Origin of the sequence: Tsukamurella sp. TY48 (genome assembly GCF_019656655.1) — a bacterium.
Lineage (GTDB): Bacteria > Actinomycetota > Actinomycetes > Mycobacteriales > Mycobacteriaceae > Tsukamurella > Tsukamurella strandjordii.
Map to the genome: position 1 here is coordinate 1,458,684 of NZ_BPMV01000001.1, position 20,313 is coordinate 1,478,996.

At 71.0% G+C, this 20,313-nt stretch carries 16 protein-coding genes; 5 read left to right on the forward strand and 11 right to left on the reverse strand.

The features are described from left to right. Nucleotides 1-20 precede the first annotated feature (20 nt). Nucleotides 21-221, forward strand: a complete 201-nt coding sequence (locus TTY48_RS07220) for a DUF2613 family protein (protein WP_220656849.1) — start codon at nucleotides 21-23, stop codon at nucleotides 219-221. After that, the gene (locus TTY48_RS07225; RefSeq protein ID WP_220656850.1) at nucleotides 208-4,461 is read left to right on the forward strand and encodes an alpha-(1->3)-arabinofuranosyltransferase; all 4,254 of its coding nucleotides are present in this window, start codon (nucleotides 208-210) and stop codon (nucleotides 4,459-4,461) included. Before TTY48_RS07220 ends, TTY48_RS07225 begins: the two co-directional genes overlap by 14 nt. On the opposite strand, the gene TTY48_RS07230 is transcribed toward TTY48_RS07225, so the two are convergent. After that, on the reverse strand, nucleotides 4,458-5,675 hold the full coding sequence (locus tag TTY48_RS07230; RefSeq protein ID WP_220656851.1) for an acyltransferase: 1,218 nt from the start codon (nucleotides 5,673-5,675) through the stop codon (nucleotides 4,458-4,460). The genes TTY48_RS07225 and TTY48_RS07230 overlap by 4 nt on opposite strands. Before the next feature lie 156 nt (nucleotides 5,676-5,831). Here TTY48_RS07230 and TTY48_RS07235 point away from each other — a divergent pair, with 156 nt between their 5' ends. Further along, nucleotides 5,832-7,175 (forward strand): DUF3068 domain-containing protein, encoded by a 1,344-nt coding sequence (locus TTY48_RS07235; RefSeq protein WP_220656852.1) that lies wholly within the window; start codon nucleotides 5,832-5,834, stop codon nucleotides 7,173-7,175. Here TTY48_RS07235 and TTY48_RS07240 read toward each other — a convergent pair. After that, nucleotides 7,105-8,271: a polysaccharide biosynthesis protein gene (locus tag TTY48_RS07240; protein ID WP_220658493.1), complete on the reverse strand. Its 1,167-nt coding sequence runs from the start codon at nucleotides 8,269-8,271 to the stop codon at nucleotides 7,105-7,107. The genes TTY48_RS07235 and TTY48_RS07240 overlap by 71 nt on opposite strands. A 60-nt stretch (nucleotides 8,272-8,331) precedes the next feature. Here TTY48_RS07240 and TTY48_RS07245 point away from each other — a divergent pair, with 60 nt between their 5' ends. Continuing rightward, nucleotides 8,332-10,014 carry a hypothetical protein gene (locus TTY48_RS07245; RefSeq protein WP_220656853.1) on the forward strand — a complete coding sequence of 561 codons (1,683 nt, stop codon included), beginning with the start codon at nucleotides 8,332-8,334 and terminating at the stop codon, nucleotides 10,012-10,014. A 145-nt stretch (nucleotides 10,015-10,159) separates the two neighbouring features. On the opposite strand, the gene TTY48_RS07250 is transcribed toward TTY48_RS07245, so the two are convergent. From TTY48_RS07250 to TTY48_RS07270, 5 genes are read right to left on the reverse strand one after another with little or no spacing between them, the layout of a single operon-like run. Beyond that, complete coding sequence (locus TTY48_RS07250) at nucleotides 10,160-10,837, reverse strand: hypothetical protein (protein ID WP_220656854.1); 678 nt, start codon at nucleotides 10,835-10,837, stop codon at nucleotides 10,160-10,162. Nucleotides 10,838-10,839: 2 nt separating this feature from the next. Next, nucleotides 10,840-11,529 (reverse strand): hypothetical protein, encoded by a 690-nt coding sequence (locus tag TTY48_RS07255; protein WP_220656855.1) that lies wholly within the window; start codon nucleotides 11,527-11,529, stop codon nucleotides 10,840-10,842. Between the two features lie 41 nt (nucleotides 11,530-11,570). Beyond that, entirely contained in the window at nucleotides 11,571-12,281 is a 711-nt protein-coding gene (locus TTY48_RS07260; RefSeq protein ID WP_220656856.1) for a hypothetical protein, read from the reverse strand. A 42-nt stretch (nucleotides 12,282-12,323) separates the two neighbouring features. Continuing rightward, nucleotides 12,324-13,001 carry a hypothetical protein gene (locus tag TTY48_RS07265; protein WP_220656857.1) on the reverse strand — a complete coding sequence of 226 codons (678 nt, stop codon included), beginning with the start codon at nucleotides 12,999-13,001 and terminating at the stop codon, nucleotides 12,324-12,326. Nucleotides 13,002-13,034: 33 nt separating this feature from the next. Beyond that, nucleotides 13,035-13,751, reverse strand: coding sequence for a hypothetical protein (locus TTY48_RS07270; protein WP_220656858.1), 717 nt, complete (start codon nucleotides 13,749-13,751; stop codon nucleotides 13,035-13,037). A gap of 304 nt (nucleotides 13,752-14,055) precedes the next feature. Here TTY48_RS07270 and TTY48_RS07275 point away from each other — a divergent pair, with 304 nt between their 5' ends. Next, a complete protein-coding gene (locus TTY48_RS07275) occupies nucleotides 14,056-15,396 on the forward strand; it encodes a condensation domain-containing protein (protein ID WP_255585730.1) in 1,341 nt (446 codons plus the stop codon). Between the two features lie 15 nt (nucleotides 15,397-15,411). Here TTY48_RS07275 and TTY48_RS07280 read toward each other — a convergent pair whose 3' ends face one another. Genes TTY48_RS07280 through TTY48_RS07295 form a run of 4 tightly spaced genes read right to left on the reverse strand, consistent with a single transcriptional unit; the run spans nucleotide 15,412 to nucleotide 20,309 of the window. Then, nucleotides 15,412-16,038 (reverse strand): MBL fold metallo-hydrolase, encoded by a 627-nt coding sequence (locus TTY48_RS07280; protein WP_220656860.1) that lies wholly within the window; start codon nucleotides 16,036-16,038, stop codon nucleotides 15,412-15,414. Next, nucleotides 16,035-17,120 carry an S-(hydroxymethyl)mycothiol dehydrogenase gene (locus TTY48_RS07285; protein WP_220656861.1) on the reverse strand — a complete coding sequence of 362 codons (1,086 nt, stop codon included), beginning with the start codon at nucleotides 17,118-17,120 and terminating at the stop codon, nucleotides 16,035-16,037. Before TTY48_RS07285 ends, TTY48_RS07280 begins: the two co-directional genes overlap by 4 nt. Before the next feature lie 43 nt (nucleotides 17,121-17,163). After that, on the reverse strand, nucleotides 17,164-18,636 hold the full coding sequence (locus TTY48_RS07290) for an ATP-binding protein (protein ID WP_220656862.1): 1,473 nt from the start codon (nucleotides 18,634-18,636) through the stop codon (nucleotides 17,164-17,166). Continuing rightward, a complete protein-coding gene (locus TTY48_RS07295) occupies nucleotides 18,636-20,309 on the reverse strand; it encodes an FAD-dependent oxidoreductase (RefSeq protein WP_220656863.1) in 1,674 nt (557 codons plus the stop codon). Before TTY48_RS07295 ends, TTY48_RS07290 begins: the two co-directional genes overlap by 1 nt. Nucleotides 20,310-20,313 lie beyond the last annotated feature (4 nt).

A 20,313-nucleotide genomic window follows, 5' to 3' on the forward strand; every position in this document is an offset into this window, starting at 1 on the left:
GGACCTGTAGACTCCCCTGCATGGACCGCACCTCGATCATCGCCAGCGCCACCGCAGCGCTCGCCGGCATCGTCGTCGCCGTCGCCCTCGCACTGGTGAGCGGTGCGGCCGTCGGCCAGTCCACCCCGTCCACCGATGTCGGCGCCGTGAACCCCGACAAGGGCTTCCTGCAGGGCTCGTCGAACTACGGCGAGCGCGACGACTCGGGTGCCAACAAGTAGCGCCCAGCTCCGCACCGAACCGCTCCCCCGCCGCGCAGGCGCGTGGGCGTTCGTCGCCCTCCTGGCACTGAGCTTCCTCAGCTCACCGGGCAGGATCGTCGCCGATACCAAGCTCGATCTCACGGCCAACCCGATCGGCTTCCTCGCCCGTGCCGCCAACGTCTGGTCCAGCCAGTCCCCGCTCGGCCAGGTGCAGAACCAGGCCTACGGCTACTTCTTCCCGCACGGCACCTTCTTCGCCCTCGGGCAATTGCTGCACGTTCCGCCGTGGATCACCCAGCGGCTCTGGTGGGGGCTGCTGCTGTTCGCGGGATTCTGGGGGATCGTCCGGCTCGCGGAGGCCCTGAACACCGGCTCGCGCGGCTCCCGGATCGTGGCCGCCGCCGCCTTCGTGCTGGCCCCGCAGGTGCTCACCACGCTCGGCGCGATCAGCTCCGAGACCGCGCCCGTGATGCTCGCCCCCTGGGTGCTGCTGCCGCTCGTCCAGATGCTCCAGGGCCACGACGCTCCGCTGCGGAACCTCGCGGCCAGGTCCGCCGTCGCGGTCGCGCTGATGGGCGCCGTGAACGCCGTGGCCACCGGTCTGGCCTGCGCCGTCGCCGCGCTCTGGTGGCTGCTGCACGTGCGCTTCGGCGCCGGGACCCGACGGTTCTGGACCTTCAGCGCGTGGTGGACGGTGTGCGTCGTGCTCGCCACCACCTGGTGGATCGTGCCGCTGCTCATCATGGGCCGGGTGAGCCCGCCGTTCCTGGAGTTCATCGAGTCCGCGCGGGCCACCACCCAGTGGGCGTCGCTGCCCGAGGTGCTGCGCGGCACCGTCTCGTGGAGCCCGTTCATCTCCGACGAACGCGCCGCGGGCGCCATGCTTACCACCGCGCCCGCCGCGGTCGTGGTCACGGGTCTGCTCGCCGCAGCCGGTATCGCGGGCCTGACGATGCGGCACACCCCGAAGCGAGGCGTGTGGATCACGGTGCTGCTGGTGGGCCTGGTGGGCATCGGCGCGGGCTACGCCGGCGGACTCGGGTCGCCGGTCGCCGAACCGGTGCGGGTGTTCCTGGACAGCGTGGGCGCGCCGCTGCGCAACGTCTACAAGCTCGAGCCCTTCCTCCGGCTGCCGCTGGTGATGGGCATCGCCCACCTCCTGGCCCGGGCGCCGCTGCCCGGCACCGTCGGGCTGCGGCGCGTGCGGGCCGCACTGGCCCACCCCGAACACGATCGGCTCGCCGCCGGCGCGCTCGCCGTCGTCGTGGTGCTCGCGCTCGCGGGCGGCATGGCCTGGGTGGGGAAGCTGGCCCCGCGCGGGCCCTACGAGAAGATCCCGGACTACTGGGGGCAGGCCGCGAGCTGGCTCTCCGACCACGCCTCGGGTACCGCCCCCGGGCAGGCCCGCGCCGAGCGGGCGCTGGTGGTGCCCGGCGCCCCCTTCGGCGCGCAGCTGTGGGGCCTCACCCGCGACGAGCCGCTGCAGCCGCTCGCCGAGACGCCGTGGGCGGTGCGCGACGCGATCCCCCTCAACCCACCCGGCGCGATCCGCGCGCTCGATTCGGTGCAGCGGCTGTTCAGCGCCGGCACACCGTCGGCCGGGCTGGCGGCCACGCTGCGCCGCCAGGGCATCGGCTACCTCGTGCTGCGCGCCGATCTCGACCCGGACACCTCCCGCTCGGCGCGCCCCGCGCTGGCGCGCGCCACCATCCTGGGTTCTCCGGGGCTCTCCGAGGTCGCGCGGTTCGGCCCCGATGTCGCGCCGCCCACCGTCGAGAAGGTCACGGTGGATTCCGGTCTGCGGCCGCCACTTCCGGCGATCACGATCTACAAGGTGGACGACCTCGACATCGGCGCCGGGCCGTACCTCGCGGACCTGCGGTCGATGCCCCGGATCGCCGGCGGCCCCGAATCGCTGCTGCCGCTGCAGACCGAGGCCGCCGCGGGACGGCGGGAGCTGGGGCCCGCGCTGCTCGCCTCCGATGCCGCCGCCGCGGGCCTGCCGCCGGGACCGCTCACCGTGACCGACAGCCCGAAGAACCGGGAGACCGACTACGGCAAGGTGGACGATCACAGTTCCTCGATCCGGGCGGCGGGCGACCCGCGCCGCACCCTGAACCGGCTGCCCGACTACCCCGTGGACGGCGCGGGCCTGGTCGACGGGACATGGGCGGGCGCCTCGGTGAGCACGTCCAGTTCCGCCGGTGACGCCACCCAGCTGGGAACGGTGCTCCCCGGTGCCGGCCCCGCCGCCGCGGTGGACGGCGACAAGGACACCTCCTGGGTCTCCTCGGGCCTCGATCATGCTGTCGGCCAGTGGTTCCAGTTCGATCTCCCCGAACCGCGATCCGACCTCGCCGTCACGGTGACGGTGGGCCGTGCCCTCGGGCCCGCGGTCAGCCGGCTGGTAATCTCCACCGAGGCGGGCAGCGTGTACTCCGATCCCGTCACCGCGGGCACACCGATCACACTGGTCGCACCCTCGGAACCCACGCGCTGGCTCCGGATCACCGCCGCCGAGACGACGAATCGCTCCTGGGGCAACCAGTTCGCGATCTCCGAGGCACGGCTCGCCGATGCCCGGACCGACACCACCATCCCCGCCCGACACGATGTGGTGCTGCCCCCGTCCGGTGCGGCGAACCGGTGGATGTTCGGGCAGGAGAGCATGGGGCGGTCCGGCTGCGTGCCGACCCCCGGCCGCCACGGCACCGACGGCCCCGTGCAGTGCGCCGATATCGGGATCGGCCCCGAGGAGCCGGGGGCGTTGCGGCGCACCGTCGATGGGCCCGGCGCCCCGGCGGTCACCCCGTCCCTGACCCTGCGGGTGCGCTCCGGACAGGCGCTCACCCGACTGCTCGCCGAGCCGGGAGCACCGTCGTCCTTCGCCGATGCCGCCGTGACGGACGGCCGGGGCAGCGGCGCCGCGGCCTCGGACGGTGACCCGAACACGGTGTGGAGTGCGCCGCAGTCCGCGACCGCACCGACCGCACCGAAACCGATTCTGCGGCTGCGACTTCCGAGCCCACAATTGGTCTCGGGCATCCGCCTCGAACTGCCCCGCGGCGAGGCGCCGGCCCGGCCCACCCGGGTGGGCATCGATCTGGGCACCGGCCGCCAGGTGCGGGAGGTCTCCGACCAGGACGATTCCGTCACCGTCCCCCTGGAGGCCGCGGTCACCGACTCGATCGCGATCTCGCTGCTCGACTGGGACGAGCGGATCAACATCAACGCGCTCGGGTTCCCGGAGAAGATGGCGCCCGGTCTGGCCGATGTGCAGGCCCTCGGGCCCGACGGTGCGCCCGTCCCCGGCTCGCGGCCCGCCGCCCTCGACCGCGCGGTGACGGTGCCCTGTGAGACCGGGCCCACCGTCCGGATCGGCGACCGCACAGTGCGATTCCGCATCGACGCCACCGCACGCGCCCTGCGCGACGGTGCGCCGATCCGCGCCGTCGCGTGCGAACCGGAACCACTGCCCCTGCCTGCGGGACGGCAGGACGTGATCGCGACACCGGGTGCCGGGTTCAGCGTGGAGACGCTCACCCTGGACACCCCGGCGGCGGCCGTCGGGCCCGCCGACACCTCGTCGCCACGGATTCAGAGCTGGACGCCGGACCGCCGCATCCTGGCCGTCCCGCATTCCGAGGCGGACCGCGTGCTCGTGGTGCCGGAGAGCCGGAACACCGGATGGTCGGCCACCGCGCCCGACGGTACGCCGCTGCGCGCGGTCACGGTGAACGGCTGGCAGCAGGGCTGGGTGGTGCCGGCGGGCACGGACGGCAATGTGACGCTGCGGTTCTCACTCAACGCGCCGTACCGGATCGGCCTGTTCGGCGGGCTGATGCTGCTGCTGATCCTGGCCTCGCTGGCGATCACCCGCGGCGCGCCGGCGGGCCGCGCGGAACCGGTCCGGGCCTGGCAGCCGGGCATCGTCGCGGGGCTCGGGCTCGGCCTGGCCGCGTTCGTCCTGAGCGGATGGCCGGGCCTGGTCCTGTGGGGTGTCACCGGGCTGGCCGCCGCGCTCGTCTCCGGCCTGCACGTGAGCGCCGACCGGCGGGCAGCGATCCGGGTGTTCTCCGCCGCCGGATTCGTCGCCGCCGGAATGCTGGTGCTCGCAACGGGTCCCTGGCACGCCGAGACGGGTTACGTGGGCCACGGCCCGTGGCCGCAGGGTCTCGCGCTCACCGGCGTGCTGCTGATGGCCTGGTCCGCGATCCCGCTGCGGCGGCGCGAGCCGCCCGCCGAGTCCGTCGACTAGGGCGCGGCCTCCTCCTCGGCCTCCTCGATCACCGCATCGCGCGGAGCGGGGGCGGACCGTCGGGCCTCGTAGCGGGCCAGTGCACGCCGGGCGGGCTCCTCGATCCAGGCGTAGCTGAGGGCTGCCACTGCGGCGGAGAAGACGATGGTCAGCGCCGAGACCCAGAGCATCTTGCCGTTGAAGGGCAGCATGCTGAACAGCGGGAACATCGCGCTGAGCACCACGAGGTGCCAGATGAAGATGCCGTACGACCAGCGGCCGAGTGCGAGCATCGGGCCGGAGCCCAGCCGCCCGGGCGGCGTGCTCTGCGGCGCCAGCACGAGGGGCGCCAGGAGCAGCAGCGCGAGCAGTCCACCGAGCGCCATCCGGGTGGCGAACTGCCAGTTCGTAGGGCTGGTCGCCAGATCGACCGGCCCCCCGAGCGGCGTGGCCACCACGGCGAAGACCAGGACGGCGGCGGGCCAGCAGATCCGCCGGGTGGCGAGGCGGCGCAGCGTCCGGTAGCGGTCCGTGGGTGCGAAGGCCGCCTCGGCCAGCACGATCCCGGCCGCGAACCACGGGATGTACGCGGGCAGCCAGTTGTGATGATTGACACCACGCGGAAGGGCCAGCAGATCGCCCACCCACGCCCAGCTGAGCGACAGCGCGGCCACGGCGAGTACCACCGGGATCCGCCACCGCGCCCGCGGCCCGCGCAGCCGCATCAGGAGCACGGCGGCCAGCGGCATCACGAGGTAGAAGGCCATCTCGACCGAGAGGCTCCACATCTGCGTGAGACCGTTCACCAAGGCGTAGGGCACGAACACCTGCGTGAGGGTGAGGTTCGCCAGCCAGGTGGCCGCGGCGGGGGCATCGCCTCGCGGCAACAGCGTGAGGGCGACGACCACCACCAGCAGGTACGCCGGCATGATCCGCACGAGGCGGGAGCGGTAGTAGCGGCCGGTGTCGGGGCGCGGTGCACTCGTCCATGCCGCACGCGCATGCGCCCGCCAGAGCAGGAAACCGGAGAGGGCGAAGAACACCGCCACCGCCATATCGAACCGGCCCCACACCCGCCCCATCACGGAACCGTCCACCTGGCCGGTCTGGAAGGCGGTGTGCGTGAGCAGCACGGCCACCGCCGCACAGGCCCGCATACCTTCGAGCGCAGGCACGAATCCGGCAGCGCCGGCGGGCGTTGCAATCGTGAAGTCGCTGGTATCGGGTCTGGTCATCGCCTCCGCAATCTACCGGGGCCGCCGTGTGAGGGGCCGGTGACCGCCGGTGCCCCTGTTACGCTCGGGTACTTGGAAGGGGCACGTCACCCTCGTGCCGCCGTGGGCGCATGCAACCCAGCCTGCACCCGCGCAAGACCGTGAGGAGACATTTCGATGGCGGAAGGCCGCAGCCGGCTGGCACGCGTAATCGGTCCGATCCTGATCTTCCTGGGCGCCCTGCTGATCACTTCCGCGATCGCCGGGCCGACCTACGTGGCGGGCAAGCTCAAGACGATCCCGCTGGACCTGGACGTCACCACCGTCGCGAAGTCGGTCAAGTCCGCGGATTCCCAGGCGGACGCCGAGTTCCCGGCCAAGCAGCTCGATCTGTGCTCGATCAACAAGCAGCGGGCCGTGGTCAACGAGGTCTCCGTGACCACGCAGACCCGCACGCTGGTGACCTCGCCCTCGGACAAGTCCACGATGACGGTCCAGTCGGGCAGCTCGATGGTGGTCCCGTCCGTCAAGACCAAGGGCGAGCCCCGGCACCCCGCGCTGACCGACGCCGCGAAGGGCGAGCGCCCCTGCGACGACGGCCTGGTGCAGGCCTGGGTCGACCGGGTCTCGCTGGACCGCGAGACCGGCGCCCCCACCGGCAAGACCTCGGAGACCGTCTACAGCCCCGGTGAGAGCGCCCCGGCCGTGAAGGTGGCCGACCGCAAGGGCCTGCAGTACCGCTTCCCCGCGGACACCAGCTCGGAGAACGGCAAGTACGCCTTCTTCGACCTGATCACCCGCAAGAACGTCTCGCTCGACTTCGTCGAGGAGAAGGAGGTCAGCGGGACCAACACGCTGCACCTGCGCGGCAAGCAGGACTGGGTCGACCTCTCGACGGTCCGCGACGGCAACGATCCGACGCTGGGCACCGTGCTCACCATGCCCGCCGGCTGGTGGGGCATCGGCGGCGTGGACGCCAAGGACGACATCACGCTCAACCGCTGGGCGAAGGTCGACGTCGAGCTGTGGGTCGACCCGAAGACCGGCGTCATCGTCGATCAGTCGCTGCACTACAACCAGCAGTTCCGGCTCCCCGGCCAGGTGGCACCGAACACCCCGAAGCCGGTCCGCGATTTCAAGCTGGACGTCTTCGACGCGCAGCAGCGCTGGGTGGACGAGACGGTGCGCTCGCAGGCCGAGTACGCGAAGACCGAGCAGAACAAGATCGCCATCGCCAAGTCCGTGGTCCCGATCGCGGGCGGCGTGCTCGGCGTGATCGCCCTCGCTCTCGGTGTCTTCGCGCTGCTCCAGGGCCGTACCGCGACCGCGGGCGGCAGTGGTTCGGGCGGCGGCCGGCGGTCTTCGGGCGGCGACGCCAAGACCCTGCCGATCGACGACGATGCCCAGACGGCCGCTGCACCGGTCGACGATGAGCCGGTGACGGAGGCCTTCAACGCCCAGCCGAAGCCCGACGAGTCGCAGACCGAAGCGATCGACCTGAGGAACCGCGACCAGAACTGATCGCGATCACCGATCCCACCACCATCACCGCCGCGGCCGCACACAGCGCCGCGGCGGTGATCATTTCTCCGACGGTGTGCGGCAGCGTCAGCAGCACCGCCGCCTCGACCGCGAGGATCACCCAGGCCAGTGCCGACATGCGGGTGCGCTCGGTGGCGATGCTGTAGAGCAGCAGGCCCTGCAGCAGCGCCAGTAGCGCGCCCTGCGCGGCGAACAGCCACAGCCAGCCCTGCACGGGCCGGTACTCCTCGCCCGCGAGGAGGGTGGCGAGCGGCGCGGCGACGGCCGCCCCCGCCACGCACAGGATGCCCAGCCCGGACAGCAGCAGCACCATGGTGCGCAGCGCCGAGCGCGAGCGCTCCGGCGTCGCGAGCTGCGGGAAGAAGACCACACCCACAGCCTGCGGCAGCCAGAAGGCGACTTTCGCCGCCACCGCGCCCAGGGCGTAGGTGCCGGCGGCCGTGGCGCCGAGCACGGGCCGCGACAGCAGCAGGTCGAGGGAGGCGAAGACGGCCAGCACCAGCTGCACCGAGCTGGCGCCGAGCACGGCGCGCACTCCGGCGTCGGCCGAGGCGTCGTGCCCCGTCGGGCTTCCGGCCAGGGCGCGTCCGACGACGGCCGCCACCAGGGCGCCGATCGTGGTACCGAGCAACGCCGGGCCCACGCCCAGGAGCAGGCCCGGCACCGTGACGACGAGTTTCCCGAGGCCGGCGATGCCGAGCAGCACCGCGAGGCGGCGGAACCGTCGTTCGCCCTGGAGCAGGCCCTGCTCGACGGCGAGCAGCACGAGCGCCGGTGCGGCGGCCAGCGCGGCCGCGGCGGTTCCCACCCCGGTGTGCAGTCCAGCGGCCGCGAGCGGGACGGCCAGGGCCGCGAGAACGGCGCTGCCGAGCGCGATCCGCCAGCCCAGGCGGCGCATCTGCGCGGCACCGGCACCGCGGACGATCTGGCGGGCGACCACGGTCTGCAGGGCCAACGCGGGCACCGCGAGCACCAACAGCAGTTGCAGCAGCGAGGCGAACTCGCCGTAGGAGGCCGGCCCCAGCCAGCGGCTGGCGGGCAGATGAACCAGGTACGAGCACAGGTTCGCCAGCATCGAGCCCAGAGTCACCCACGCCAAACCCACGGCCCCATTGTGTCAGTAGGCTCGGCGACGATGACATCGCGCGATGCGGCACTGGCCGCCTGGTCCGCGGTCCTGGCCTTCGTGATCCTGGGACCGCTGGCGACGGCCGGGCGGTACCTGCTGTTGCGCGATGCGGTGTCGACGCCCCGCTCGTACGTCACCGATGCGGCGCTCGGCCTCGGCGGCAACGCCGCGCGCGCCACCCCCCAGGACTGGTTGATCGCCCTCGGCTCGCAGGTGGTGGACGGTGGCCTGCTGGTGACGGCGGTGCTCTTCGTCTCCCTGGTCGCGGCGGGCTGGGGTTTCGGACGGTGCGCGCTGGCGGTGCTGTCGGCGGTGGGGCGTCCCGCCGGCACCGGATCCGGTCTGGCGGCGGCCACGGTGGCGTTGTGGAATCCGTTCGTCGCGGAGCGGCTGCTGCAGGGGCATTGGAGTCTGCTGGCCGGGTACGCGGCGATCGGCTGGATGGTGGTGGCCGGTCTGCGGCTGACGGGGTGGCGGCAGGTGGGTGGTTTCGCGGCCGCGCTTGCCGCGGGTGGTCTCACTCCCACGGGCGCGGTGTTCGCGCTGATCGCGGGGCTGGTCGCGGCGCCGCGGCGGTGGGCGGTGCAGCTCGTGCTGTTCGTGGCGGCGGCCGCGCCGTGGCTGTACCCGTCGCTGGTCTCGGGCAGCGGGGTGCGGGCCGATCCGGCGAGCGTCGCGGTCTTCGCCGCGCGCGCGGAGCCGGGGCTCGGCACGGTCGGTTCGCTCCTGGGGCTGGGCGGGATCTGGAACCGCCAGGCCGTGCCCGACGGTGCGCCCTGGCTCTGGACGGCGCTGTTCGCGGTGCTGCTGGTGGGTGGTCTCGTGGTGCTGCGGTCGGTGCTGACGACGCCGCCGCTCGGCCGGTTCGCGGTGCTCGCGCTGGCCGCGGTACTGCTGCCCGCGGTGGCGGCGACGGGTCCGGGGATGGCGCTCCTGGAGCAGGCGGTGCAGGCGATCCCGGGGATCGGGCTGCTGCGCGACGGGCAGAAGTGGGTGGCGCTCGCGGTGCCGCTGTACGCGACCTGCGCCGCCGCGCTGGTGGCGGCGGTACCCGCGGTGGCGCGGCCCGGTGCCGCGGTCGCGGCGATGGCGGTGCCCCTCGCGGTGCTGCCGGGGCTGGCGTGGGGCGTGGGTGGCGCGCTGGTCCCGACCTCCTGTCCCGGATCGTGGCGGCAGGTGGCCGCGGCGGTGCCCGCCGATCACGGAGCGGTCGCAGTGCTGCCGCCGGGCATGTTCCGCACCTTCGCCTTCGGTCCCCCGGCCGCCGTGCTCGATCCGGCGCCGCGGATGCTGCGGGCGCCGGTGCTGCAGACGGGTGAGCTGCGGGTCGGCGGGAAGTCGATCGACCGCGTGCCCGGCGCCGCCTCCGATGCCGAGGAGGCTCTGGCCGCGGGCGGCCCGCCGTTGGCGGGTCGGCTCGCGGAGCTCGGAGTGGGCTGGGTGCTGGTGGAGGCCGTGATCATCGACGGTGCCCCCGCCTTCCCGACGGTGCCGCTCCCCGGACTGTCGCTGGCCGTCGATACACCGCAGTTGCGGCTCTACCGGGTGCCCGGGGCGATCGCCGCCGCGGACGCACCGTCGGGTCCGGAGCGGGGCGGCGCCTGGGCGGCGCATCTGGCGTGGCTGGGCCTGCTGGTCGGTGGCGCAGCGGTTCTCGCGGTCCGACGGGGCCGCGACCTCACTTCCTGACCGCTCCCTCCCCCACGCCGCGCCAGCTCCCCTCTCGCACACCGATTCCCGCACAGTGCGTTTCGTCCCCCATCGGAGGTTGTTCTCCGGGAGGGGGACCACCTGTGCACCAGGGGAATCGGTGCGGCGCGGGGGACGCGCCGTCTCACATGAGGCGGGGGCGGTACTTCGACAGCCGATCGGGGACCTGCAGCGGCAGGATATCGGCGGGCGTTCCGCCCACCTGCTCGACGAGTCGGCGCTGCAGATCGTTGCGGTCGAACTCCGCAGGGATCCGGTCCGGCTCGGCGACGCCGAAGGTCATGGCCCCCTCGTGGTCGTCGACCACCACGCCGGTCACGATCAACGACGGTGACAGCGGGTCCACATCCGCGTCGGGGACGGCGACCAGTGTCGGTTCCTCCAGGCCGTGCGGCGCCCGATCGTCGTCGAAACCGATGCGGCTCAATGCTTCCGCTACCGTGAGCCCGACGAGGCTCTCCGACGGGATAATGCTGGAGCGGAGTCCACGCTGCACAATGATCGTGGGCGTCAGCACGGCAACGCACCACGCCATCATGCCGACGCTGTACCACTGACGGATAAGGGCGTAGGAGATTGCGGACGCTGCCAGCAGTCCCACGCCCAGCCATCGAGCCGTGCGACGCGCGGTCTCCGCGTCCAGGTCGCCGGAGATCATCACCAGTGCGCCGCCGAGGAAGGCCGCAGCGGAAGGCCAGTCGCTCCTCATCGCTTGGATCGCGCCGATGAACAGCAGGAGGAAGCCGATCACGCTCAGTCCTCGACCGCTGGGCAACCCGAGTTCGACTCTGTCGCGCGCCATCGCTATCGACCCTCCTGCGCCGTGCTCGCCGACTCGGCCGTCGCCGGCGAATGGAGCGGGCGGAGGTCGGCGGGGAATCCGCCGACGCGATCCGCGAGTGCCTGCTGCCACTCGGCGCGGTAACGCCTCGTGGGCCCGGGCAGCGAATCACGTGATGCCACACCGAAGGTGATAACACGGTCCGTGGGCTCGATCGTCACCGCGGTGACGATCAGTGAGGGATCGTTCGGATCGATGTCTGCCGGCGGGATCGGTACGCACACCGGCCGAAGCAGGCCACCGGGCTGCCGCCCGGCATCGAATCCCACGAGACGGGTGGCCTCGGCGACGGTGCGTCCCACGAGTTCCTCGGTCCGGAACCGGCACGCTGGGACTTCGCGGCGCACCTTGGGAGTGAGGAGGACCACCACAGCGACCATGACGAGGGCCAGAGCGGTCCAGAACCACGAACCCTGCTGATAGGCGAGGTCGGCCGCGACCGCCATGGCGCCGCCGGCGAGTAGCCAGCTGATCCACGACAACCGGAGCGACCGGGCCGCCTGCGTACCCGCCGCCGCGAGCGCGCCCGCGACGAAGGCGAAACGCATCCCGTTCCCGTCGAGATAGGCGCTGACGCCGTTCAACCCGAAGAGGACGACGTAGAAGTACCACCACCGGCTCACCCGGGGCCCCATCACGATCCTGGTCGTCACATCGACGATTCTATACGGCGAATCCTGGGGCGAAGGCGTGGTCAGGTGCGGCGCTCACCCGCGGGAACCGACGGGACCCGTAGGCCCGCAAGACCGGCGGGTGCCGGTCGGGCGGGAAGGGGCCGGAGGTCGGCGGGGAAGCCGCCGATCCGGGATACGAGTTCGCAGTGGTAGCGGGCGTAGGCCGCGCGCCCTCGGGTGAGGCCGGCACCGTCGGCCACCCCGAAGGTGATGGTGGACGCGTTCGGGTCCACCGTGACCGCGGTGACGATCAACCCGGCGCCGGTGAGATCGACGTCCGCGGCGGGCACGGCGACGAGCACCGGCGGCCGGAGCCCGCCGGGTTGGCGATTCGCCCGGAACCCGAGCAGCCGCGTGGCCTGCTCCACGGTGTGCCCCACCAGTTCCTCCGTGCGCACGCGGGAGTCGGAGGTGTTCCACCGCCGGTGCCAGCAGGTGGCTCCCACCACGACGGCGAGCACGGAGCCGATGATCACGCCGAAGATCTGGCCGCCGGCCAGGCCGAGAACGGCCACCGTCGCGAAGCCGAGCACCATGACCGCGGTGAGCACCGTCTCGGCCCGTCGCGAGGGCGCGCCGTACGCGGCGATGCCGGACGATACGGCCAGCACGAAGGCGGCGACGGCCCAGTTCCCGATCGAGGCTTCGAAGGCAGCGCCGACCGGGCCGTAGGCGGCGGCCACCAGCGCACCGCGGCGGTTCGGCGGCGGCCCCATCTGAATCCTGGTCACACCAGAATTCTAGACCGTGAATTATGACTTTTCAGAGACAATCTATGCCGGCAGAGCGGAGCCGAGCGGGCCACCCGACGATGCGGCCACCCGATCGGCGAGCTGCCGCTGCAACTCGCCACGGTCGAACTCCGCGGGCAGGGAATCCGGCTCGGCGACACCGAAGGTCATCGACATATCGCTGTCGTCGACCACGACGCCGGTCACGATCAACGACGGCGACACCATGTCCAGATCCGCGACGGGGACAGCGACGAGCGTCGGCGCATCGACGCCGTGCGGCCCACGGTATTCGCCGAATCCGATGCGCCGCTTCGCCTCCACCACCGTGAGCCCCACGAGGTCCTCGAACCGGAAGGCGCCCGTATCGGACGAGCGCTGGGCGAAGATCCACGGCGAGAAGACCGCGATGGCCCACAGCATCACGCCGACGCTGAACCACTGATGATCCAGCGCGTAGGCGGTCACCGCGACCGCCACCAATCCGAAACCCACACAGCGGAGGCCCCGACGAGGACCCCGCGACGGCAGGTCATCGGCGAGGAAGACCAGGGCGCTGCCGAAGAAGTTCATCGCGGAGCGCCAGTCACCGCGCACCATCTGGATGATCGCGAGCAGCAACAGCACGCATCCGCCGATGCGCCCGCCGATGCCGATACGGGGCCCGCCCGCGTGCGGGCCGCGTCGGTCCCGCAGCCGCGCCGCTGAGAACATGGTCACGGGCGCGATCGTAGTCGAATCTCGGATTGCAAACTAGGACTTCTCCGAGGCGGCGGAGCTGGGAAAACGACTGGGCCGGATGTCCGCGGGCCCGCCACCGACCAGGCCGACGAGCCGGTCCTGCACCTCGCTCTTCGTGAGCGCGAGGCTGGTGGAGCTCCCCTCGGCCGGAATGGCGGGATCGTCGGAGTCGGTGATGCCGAAGGTGATCGTCGCGGCCTCGACGGCGGTCTCGGTCCCGGCGGTGACGACGACCGCGACCGAGGTGACCACGAGGAGCGGATCGCCGAGATCCTGCTCCCCCGGAGGCATGGGCACCAGCTCGGGCCGCGCGAGGCCGTTCGGCTGGCGGCGATCGTCGAAGCCCAACAGGTGCGTCGCCTCGGCGACGGTGCGCCCGACGAGTTCCTCGGTGCGGATCCAGCAGGTGGGCACGTCCCGGCGGATCTTCGGCAGGAAGGCGATCAGCACCAGCGCGATCATCGCGCCCAGCGCGACGGCCAGCCAGTCCCGTTCGACGTAGCCCAGGATCGCGGCCGCCGCCCCCAGAACGCCGGCGAGACCGTAGGCGATGTTCCGTTGCCGCAGCGATCTCGCGACCTCGGATGCCGCTGCGGAGAGGATCGCGAGCCAGAGGAGCACGGTGGCCCACTGACGATCCTGCACGCTGGCGACGACCATGACCGCCACCACGGCGAACCACGCGTACCACCAACGACCGGACGGGACACCCAGCTTAGGCCTGCTCACGACCTCATTCTAATCATGCAAAATTCCGACACGGGGTGAACCACTGCACCAGATCGTTTCTTTTGCGAATTCATAGCAACCCAAGCGCATGTTCACGCTCTTTTCCTTACCTAAAGTGCATAATAGCGGACGAACCTGAAAGCGCCACCCCGAGAATTGTCTAATTTCTCACTCGGTTTACATCTTTTGCCGCGCTACTGTTTTGGGGATCATGTTCTCCATGATTTCGGGATTCGCAGAACACTGGCAGTGCCCCACCGGGGAGTGGGTCGTCTGGACTCCGGACTCGACCACCCGCGCGGCGATGGAAACTGCCCCCGACCTGGGGGTTGAGACATCGTTCATTCAGGCCGATCACCTTCGTAGCGGCATCGAAGGTGAATCGTGCGTACGCCGTCTGGTATTCACCTCATTCACTGTGCACGATCACTTCGACGCAGAAATCATTGCGAATGTATTCACTGAATTCGTGCGCGCACATGAGGCTTTTCATACGGCGTTTCCGGTCAGCACCGACCTTCGTCCTCGGGGTCGAACGCTGCGCCCCGAGCAAATTTCGCTCGCTGTTTCAGCGCGATCCGTCGATCATCCGGGGAGCACCGTCAAGCAGCACCTGATGGACTCGGTGCCCACCCTGCACGAGTGGGCGGCGTTCGCGTTCGCCGTGAACGGCATCGAGAACGCGGGTCCGGACGCGGTGGACCCGCACTTCCAGGTGGTGGTGGGCTCCGACCACATGTTCACCGATGGCGTCTCGCAGGCGATCAGCTTCTTCGAGATCCTGTCGCGGTACACCGCCGCGCGTGCGGGCACTCCGTACACCCCGGTGCCCGTGCGCCCGTACCCGCAGTTCTGCGCGGAGCAGCGGGCGCTCGCGGGCACGCTGACGCCCACCCACCCCGACGTGCAGCAGTGGCGCGAGACGATCGCCCGGGCCGGCGGCATGCCGAAGTTCCCGCTGCCGCTGGGGCTCGCCCCCGGCCAGGCGGCTCCCGGCAAGATCGCGGTGCACAGCTCGTTCGTCGACGTCGAGCAGGCGGCCCGGTTCGGTGCAGCGGCCAAGCGTGCGGGCGGCAACATGAGTAGCGCCCTGTTGGCCGTGATGGGCCAGGTGCACCACTCGCTGACCGGCGAGCGGCTGTTCACCATGCTCATCCCCCGCGCGGATCGCTCCGCGACGGGCGATGCGATGGCCGTCGGTTGGTACGTGACGCTCGTGCCGGTGCAGTTCGATGCCAGCGGCTCGTTCGAGCAGACGACGCGGAACGCGCAGGAGGCGCTCGGCGTCGCCCGGCAGTTGGACCGCACCCCGGTGTTCCCCGTGATCGACATGCTGGCCGACGATCCCGCGTTCCCGGTGGAGCACGGCTTCACCTCGCCGATGCTCTCCTACATCGATGTCACCCGGGTCCCCGGCGCGGAACTGGCACGGCAGCACGACTTCTCGGTGTTCGCGAACGCCACGCCCTCGCGTGAGGTGTTCATGTGGATCAACCGCGACGAGTCGGGACTCGATTTCAACGCGATGCACCCGGACACGGTGCAGGCCGAGCGGGCGGTGGACACCGTCTTCCGGTTGCTGCGCGACCACATCGTCGAGGTGGCCGACGATGCCCGACCCCGTCTGGTGGCCAGCGCGTCCTGACGGGTGACCGCTGGGTCAGTGACCCCGGCGGATCCACTCCTCGAGGTGCGGCGATTCGGTGCCGATCGTGGTGCCGTCGCCGTGCCCGGTGTGGACGCGAGTCTCCGGCGGGAGCGCGAACAGCCGATCCCGGATCGAGTCGATGATCACCGAGAAGTCACTGTACGAGCGGCCGGTGGCCCCGGGGCCACCGGCGAACAGCGTGTCGCCGCTGAACAGCTCACCGGATTCGGGCAGGTACAGGCACACCGATCCCGGCGAATGCCCCGGCGCGTGGATCACCTGGATCTCCGTGCCCGCCACGGGTATCCGGGTGTCGTCCGCGAGATCCTCGTGCGCCACGCCGGCGTGGGTCATGTCCCACAGGACGTCGTCGCCGGGGTGCAGGTAGATCGGGGCGTCGAGGCGCTCCGACAGCTCGGGGGCCACGGTCACGTGGTCGTTGTGGCCGTGGGTGCACACGATGCCCCGGACCTTCCGCCCGGCCACGGCGGCCACGATCGGATCGGCGGTGTGCGCCGCGTCGATCACCACCACCTCGGAGTCGTCGCCGATCAACCAGACGTTGTTGTCCACGTCCCAGGTGCCACCGTCGAGGCTGAACTGCCCACTGGTGACCACCTTCTCGACGCGCAGGCTCACAGCACGACCACCGAGCGCAGCACCTCGCCGCGGTGCATGGTCTCGAACGCGGCCTCCACCTCGTCGAGCGCGATCCGCTCGGTGACGAACTTCTCCAGGGGCAGCCGGCCCTGCTGGTACAGGTCCACGAGTTGCGGGAAGTCGCGCTCGGGCAGGCAATCGCCGTACCAAGACGACTTCAGGGAGCCGCCGCGCGAGAAGAAGTCGATGAGCGGCATGTCCAGCGTCATATCCGGGGTGGGCACGCCCACGAGCACCACGGTGCCGGCGAGGTCGCGGGCGTAGAAGGCCTGCTTCCAGGTCTCGGGGCGGCCGACGGCGTCGATCACCACATCGGCGCCGAATCCGCCGGTGAGGTCCTGGATCGCCTCCACCGCATCGGTTTCCGCGGCGTTGACCGTGTGGGTGGCACCGAGGTCGCGGGCCCAGTCGAGCTTCTTCGGGTCACGGTCGACGGCGATGATGGTGCGGGCACCCACCAGCCGGGCGCCGGCGATCGCCGCGTCTCCCACACCGCCGCAACCGATCACGGCCACGGTGTCGCCGCGGGAGACGCCGCCGGTGTTCACGGCGGCCCCGAGACCGGCCATCACACCGCAGCCGAGCAGGCCCACCACCGCGGGGTCGGCGGTGGCGTCCACCCGGGTGCACTGGCCCTGGTGCACGAGCGTCTTCTCGGCGAAGGCGCCGATGCCGAGGGCGGGCGAGAGTTCCGTGCCGTCCTCCAGCGTCATCTTCTGCGTGGCGTTGAAGGTGTCGAAGCAGTACTGCGGCTTGCCCCGCTTGCAGGCGCGGCACTGCCCGCACACGGCGCGCCAGTTGAGCACCACGAAGTCGCCGGGCGCCACGTGATCGACACCCTCGCCGACCGTCTCCACGATCCCGGCGGCCTCATGCCCCAGCAGGAACGGGAACTCGTCGTTGATGCCGCCCTCGCGGTAGTGCAGATCGGTGTGGCACACGCCGCAGGCCTGCACGGCCACGACCACCTCACCCGGCCCGGGATCGGGGATCACGATGGGCACCACCTCCACGGGCTCGCCCTTCGCGCGTGCGACGACTCCTCGAACGACCTGTGGCATGCCTGATCCCTTCAGCGACGGCGAACGTATGCCACCCGGTTTATCACACGGCGGTGTCGAACTTCTCGGCCTCGTCGGGCTCGCGAGGCGGACCTGCGATCGGCAGCTTCACGCGGAACCAGGTGGAGCCGGGCTCCGACTTCACGGACAGGTCTCCGTGGTGCTTGTTCACCACGATCCGCCACGAGATGTCCAGCCCCAGACCCGTGCCCTCGCCCACCGGCTTGGTGGTGAAGAAGGGCTCGAAGATGCGGTTGACGACACCGTCGGGGATGCCGGGGCCCGTGTCGCCCACCTCGACGAGCACGTGCTCGTCGTCGTGCGAGGTGCGCAGCGTGAGCGTGCCCGCCCCGTCCTGCTTCATCGCGCCGAGGGCGTTGTCCACGAGGTTGGTCCACACCTGGTTGAGCTCCGCGCCGAAGCCGCGGATCTCGGGCAGGGCCGGGTCGTACTCCTTGACCACGGTCACGTCGCCGAACTTCTGGCTGAGCATCACCAGGGTGCTGTTCAGCAGTTCGTGCACGTCCAGGGTCTGGAACGGGGCGCGGTCCATCTGGGAGTACTGCTTCGCGGCCGAGACCAGCGTGGAGATCCGGGTGGTGGAGTCGCTGATCTCGTTGAGCAGCAGCTCGGTCTCCACGGTGTAGTACAGCCAGGCCACGGCCTTCGGCAGCATGTCGGCACCGACGCGTTCCAGGACCGCCTCGAACCAGTCCAGGCCGAGCCCGGCGGCCACGTAGGCGGGGGCGAGGTCGTAGCCGTTCTGCACATCGTGATCGTCGAGCCAGTCGGCGATCTCGTCCTCCCGGTCGGAGGCCTCGAGCGGACCGAGGGCGGGCGCGTCGGCCACGGATGCCACGGCCTGCTCCTGCAGGTCGACCAGCTGCACCAGCAGATCGTGGTGCCAGGCGCCGTTGGCGATCACGGCCAGCTTGTGCCGCATGCCGCTCACCCGGGTGCGCAGCGTGGACGCCGCGCGTACCGCCGCCCCCGCCGGGTTGTTCAGCTCGTGCGTCAGGCCCGCGGACAGTGAGCCGAGCGCCAGGAGCCGTTCGCGCTCACCGATCATGCGCTGGGTGCGCTTGCTGCCGTAGAAGACGCCCTCCAGCAGGTGCACTGCCATCGGGAACCACTGCTGCATCAGCTGGCCGAAGTCCTGCGAGGGCAGGATGTAGAACCGGCAGTCGGTGACCGCGCGCATCGACGAGTTGTAGGTCGACCCCATGCCCTCGCCGAGGAAGCTGCGCCAGGCGCCCGCGTACACGCCGCGGTGGTCGGTGCGGTTGGTCTCGACATCGGAATCGCCCACCCGCATCGACAGCGAGACGGTGCCGTCGAGCAGCACGAACAGCGAATCGGCGGGATCGTCCTCGCGGTACACGGGGCCGGCGGGGAATTCCTCGATCCGGCCGCGTTCGCACAGCCACTCCAGCTGCTCGTCGGTCAGCTTCTCGAACAGGAAGAGCGTGCGCAACTCGTCCTTGAGACACTCCTGCGTCCCCTGGTGCTCCGTCATCAGTCCTGTCCCGCCAGGTACCTGTGCACGAACATCACTGCCATCGCTCCTTCTCCCACGGCCGAGGCCACGCGTTTCGCGGATTCGGACCGGACGTCGCCGGCCACGAACACTCCGGGCACGCTCGACTCCAAGTGGAACGGCGGACGGTCCAGTGGCCATTCCCGGCGTGACGCATCCGGCCCGCCGATGTCGGGTCCGGTGATCACGAAGCCGTGCTCGTCGCGCACCACCACCCCGTCGAGCCACTCCGTGCGCGGGGCGGCCCCGATGAACACGAACAGGTAGTCGGCGGGAACGGTCTCGGTCTCGCCGGTGGTGCGGTCGCGCAGCGTGAGCTTCTCCAGGTGCTCCTCGCCGTGCGCCTCGACCACCTCGGTGCAGGTGCGCACGTGGATGTTCTCGATCGCCGCGAGCTGCTGGATGAGGTAGTACGACATCGACGCTTCGAGCGATTCGCCGCGCACCAGCAGGGTGACCGATTTCGCGCCCTTGGCGAGGTAGACGGCGGCCTGTCCGGCCGAGTTGGCGCCGCCCACGATGTACACGTCGAGGTTCTTGCAGTTCGGGGCCTCGGTGAGCGCCGAACCGTAGTAGACGCCGGCACCGGTGAGTCGTTCGACGCCGGGCGCCTGCAACTGCCGGTAGGCGACGCCGGTCGCGAGGATCACGGTGTGCGCGCCCACGGACGTGCCGTCCGCGAACTTCACGGTGCGCGACGATCCGGTGACGTCCAGTTCCACCACGTCCGAGGTGGTGATCACCTCGGCGCCGAACTTCCCGGCCTGCCGCCGGGCGCGGTCGGTGAGCTGGGTACCCGAGACGCCGTCGGGGAAGCCGAGGTAGTTCTCGATGCGCGAGCTCTGTCCGGCCTGTCCGCCGGTGGAGTGCCGCTCCACGAGCACGGTGCGCAGGCCCTCCGAGGCGCCGTACACGGCGGCGCCGAGTCCGGCGGGGCCGCCGCCCACCACCACCAGATCGTAGAAGTCCTCCGACGGTGCGGTGGTCATGCCCACATGGTTGGCCAGCTCCTGGTCCGACGGTGCGCACAGCGCCGCCCCGTTCTCGGCGACCACGAGCGGCAGGTCGAGGCCGTCGCTCCCGGCCGCGGTCAGGAGTCGTTGTCCCTCCGGCGATTCCGAGGAGAACCAGCGGTAGGGAACCTGGTTGCGGGCGAGGAATTCGCGGACCTCGGAAGAGCGGGCCGACCAGCGGTGGCCGACGACCTTCACCTCGGGGACCGGACGGTGATCGGTGCACGCCCAGGCCTCGATCTGCGCGTCGATCACCGGGTAGAGCTTCTCCTCCGGCGGATCCCAGGGCTTGAGCAGGTAGTAGTCGAGGTCGACCACGTTGATCGCCTCGATCGCGGCGCCGGTATCGGCGTAGGCGGTGAGCAGCAGGCGCCGCGCGGTGGGGAACAGGTCCATGGCGGCTTCGAGGAATTCGAGGCCGCTCATCTCCGGCATCCGGTAGTCGGCGAGCAGCACGGCCACGGTCTCGCCGCGCAGTTTCAGTTCGCGGAGCGCCTCGAGCGCCTGCCCTCCGCTCTCGGCGCGGACGATGCGGTGCGTCTCGCCGTAGCGTCGCCGCAGGTCACGCGCGACGGATCGGGAAACACTGGGATCGTCGTCGACGGTGAGGATCGCGGGGCGACTCTGGGGTTCTGCCACCCCT

Bases quoted from the DNA above. Each gene is read 5' to 3' on its own strand.
- TTY48_RS07220 (WP_220656849.1), top strand. From the start codon at position 21: ATGGACCGCACCTCGATCATCGCCAGCGCCACCGCAGCGCTCGCCGGC.
- TTY48_RS07230 (WP_220656851.1), bottom strand. From the start codon at position 5,675: ATGACCAGACCCGATACCAGCGACTTCACGATTGCAACGCCCGCCGGC.
- TTY48_RS07235 (WP_220656852.1), top strand. From the start codon at position 5,832: ATGGCGGAAGGCCGCAGCCGGCTGGCACGCGTAATCGGTCCGATCCTG.
- TTY48_RS07240 (WP_220658493.1), bottom strand. From the start codon at position 8,271: ATGCTGGCGAACCTGTGCTCGTACCTGGTTCATCTGCCCGCCAGCCGC.
- TTY48_RS07245 (WP_220656853.1), top strand. From the start codon at position 8,332: ATGACATCGCGCGATGCGGCACTGGCCGCCTGGTCCGCGGTCCTGGCC.
- TTY48_RS07250 (WP_220656854.1), bottom strand. From the start codon at position 10,837: ATGGCGCGCGACAGAGTCGAACTCGGGTTGCCCAGCGGTCGAGGACTG.
- TTY48_RS07275 (WP_255585730.1), top strand. From the start codon at position 14,056: ATGGAAACTGCCCCCGACCTGGGGGTTGAGACATCGTTCATTCAGGCC.
- TTY48_RS07285 (WP_220656861.1), bottom strand. From the start codon at position 17,120: ATGCCACAGGTCGTTCGAGGAGTCGTCGCACGCGCGAAGGGCGAGCCC.
- TTY48_RS07290 (WP_220656862.1), bottom strand. From the start codon at position 18,636: ATGACGGAGCACCAGGGGACGCAGGAGTGTCTCAAGGACGAGTTGCGC.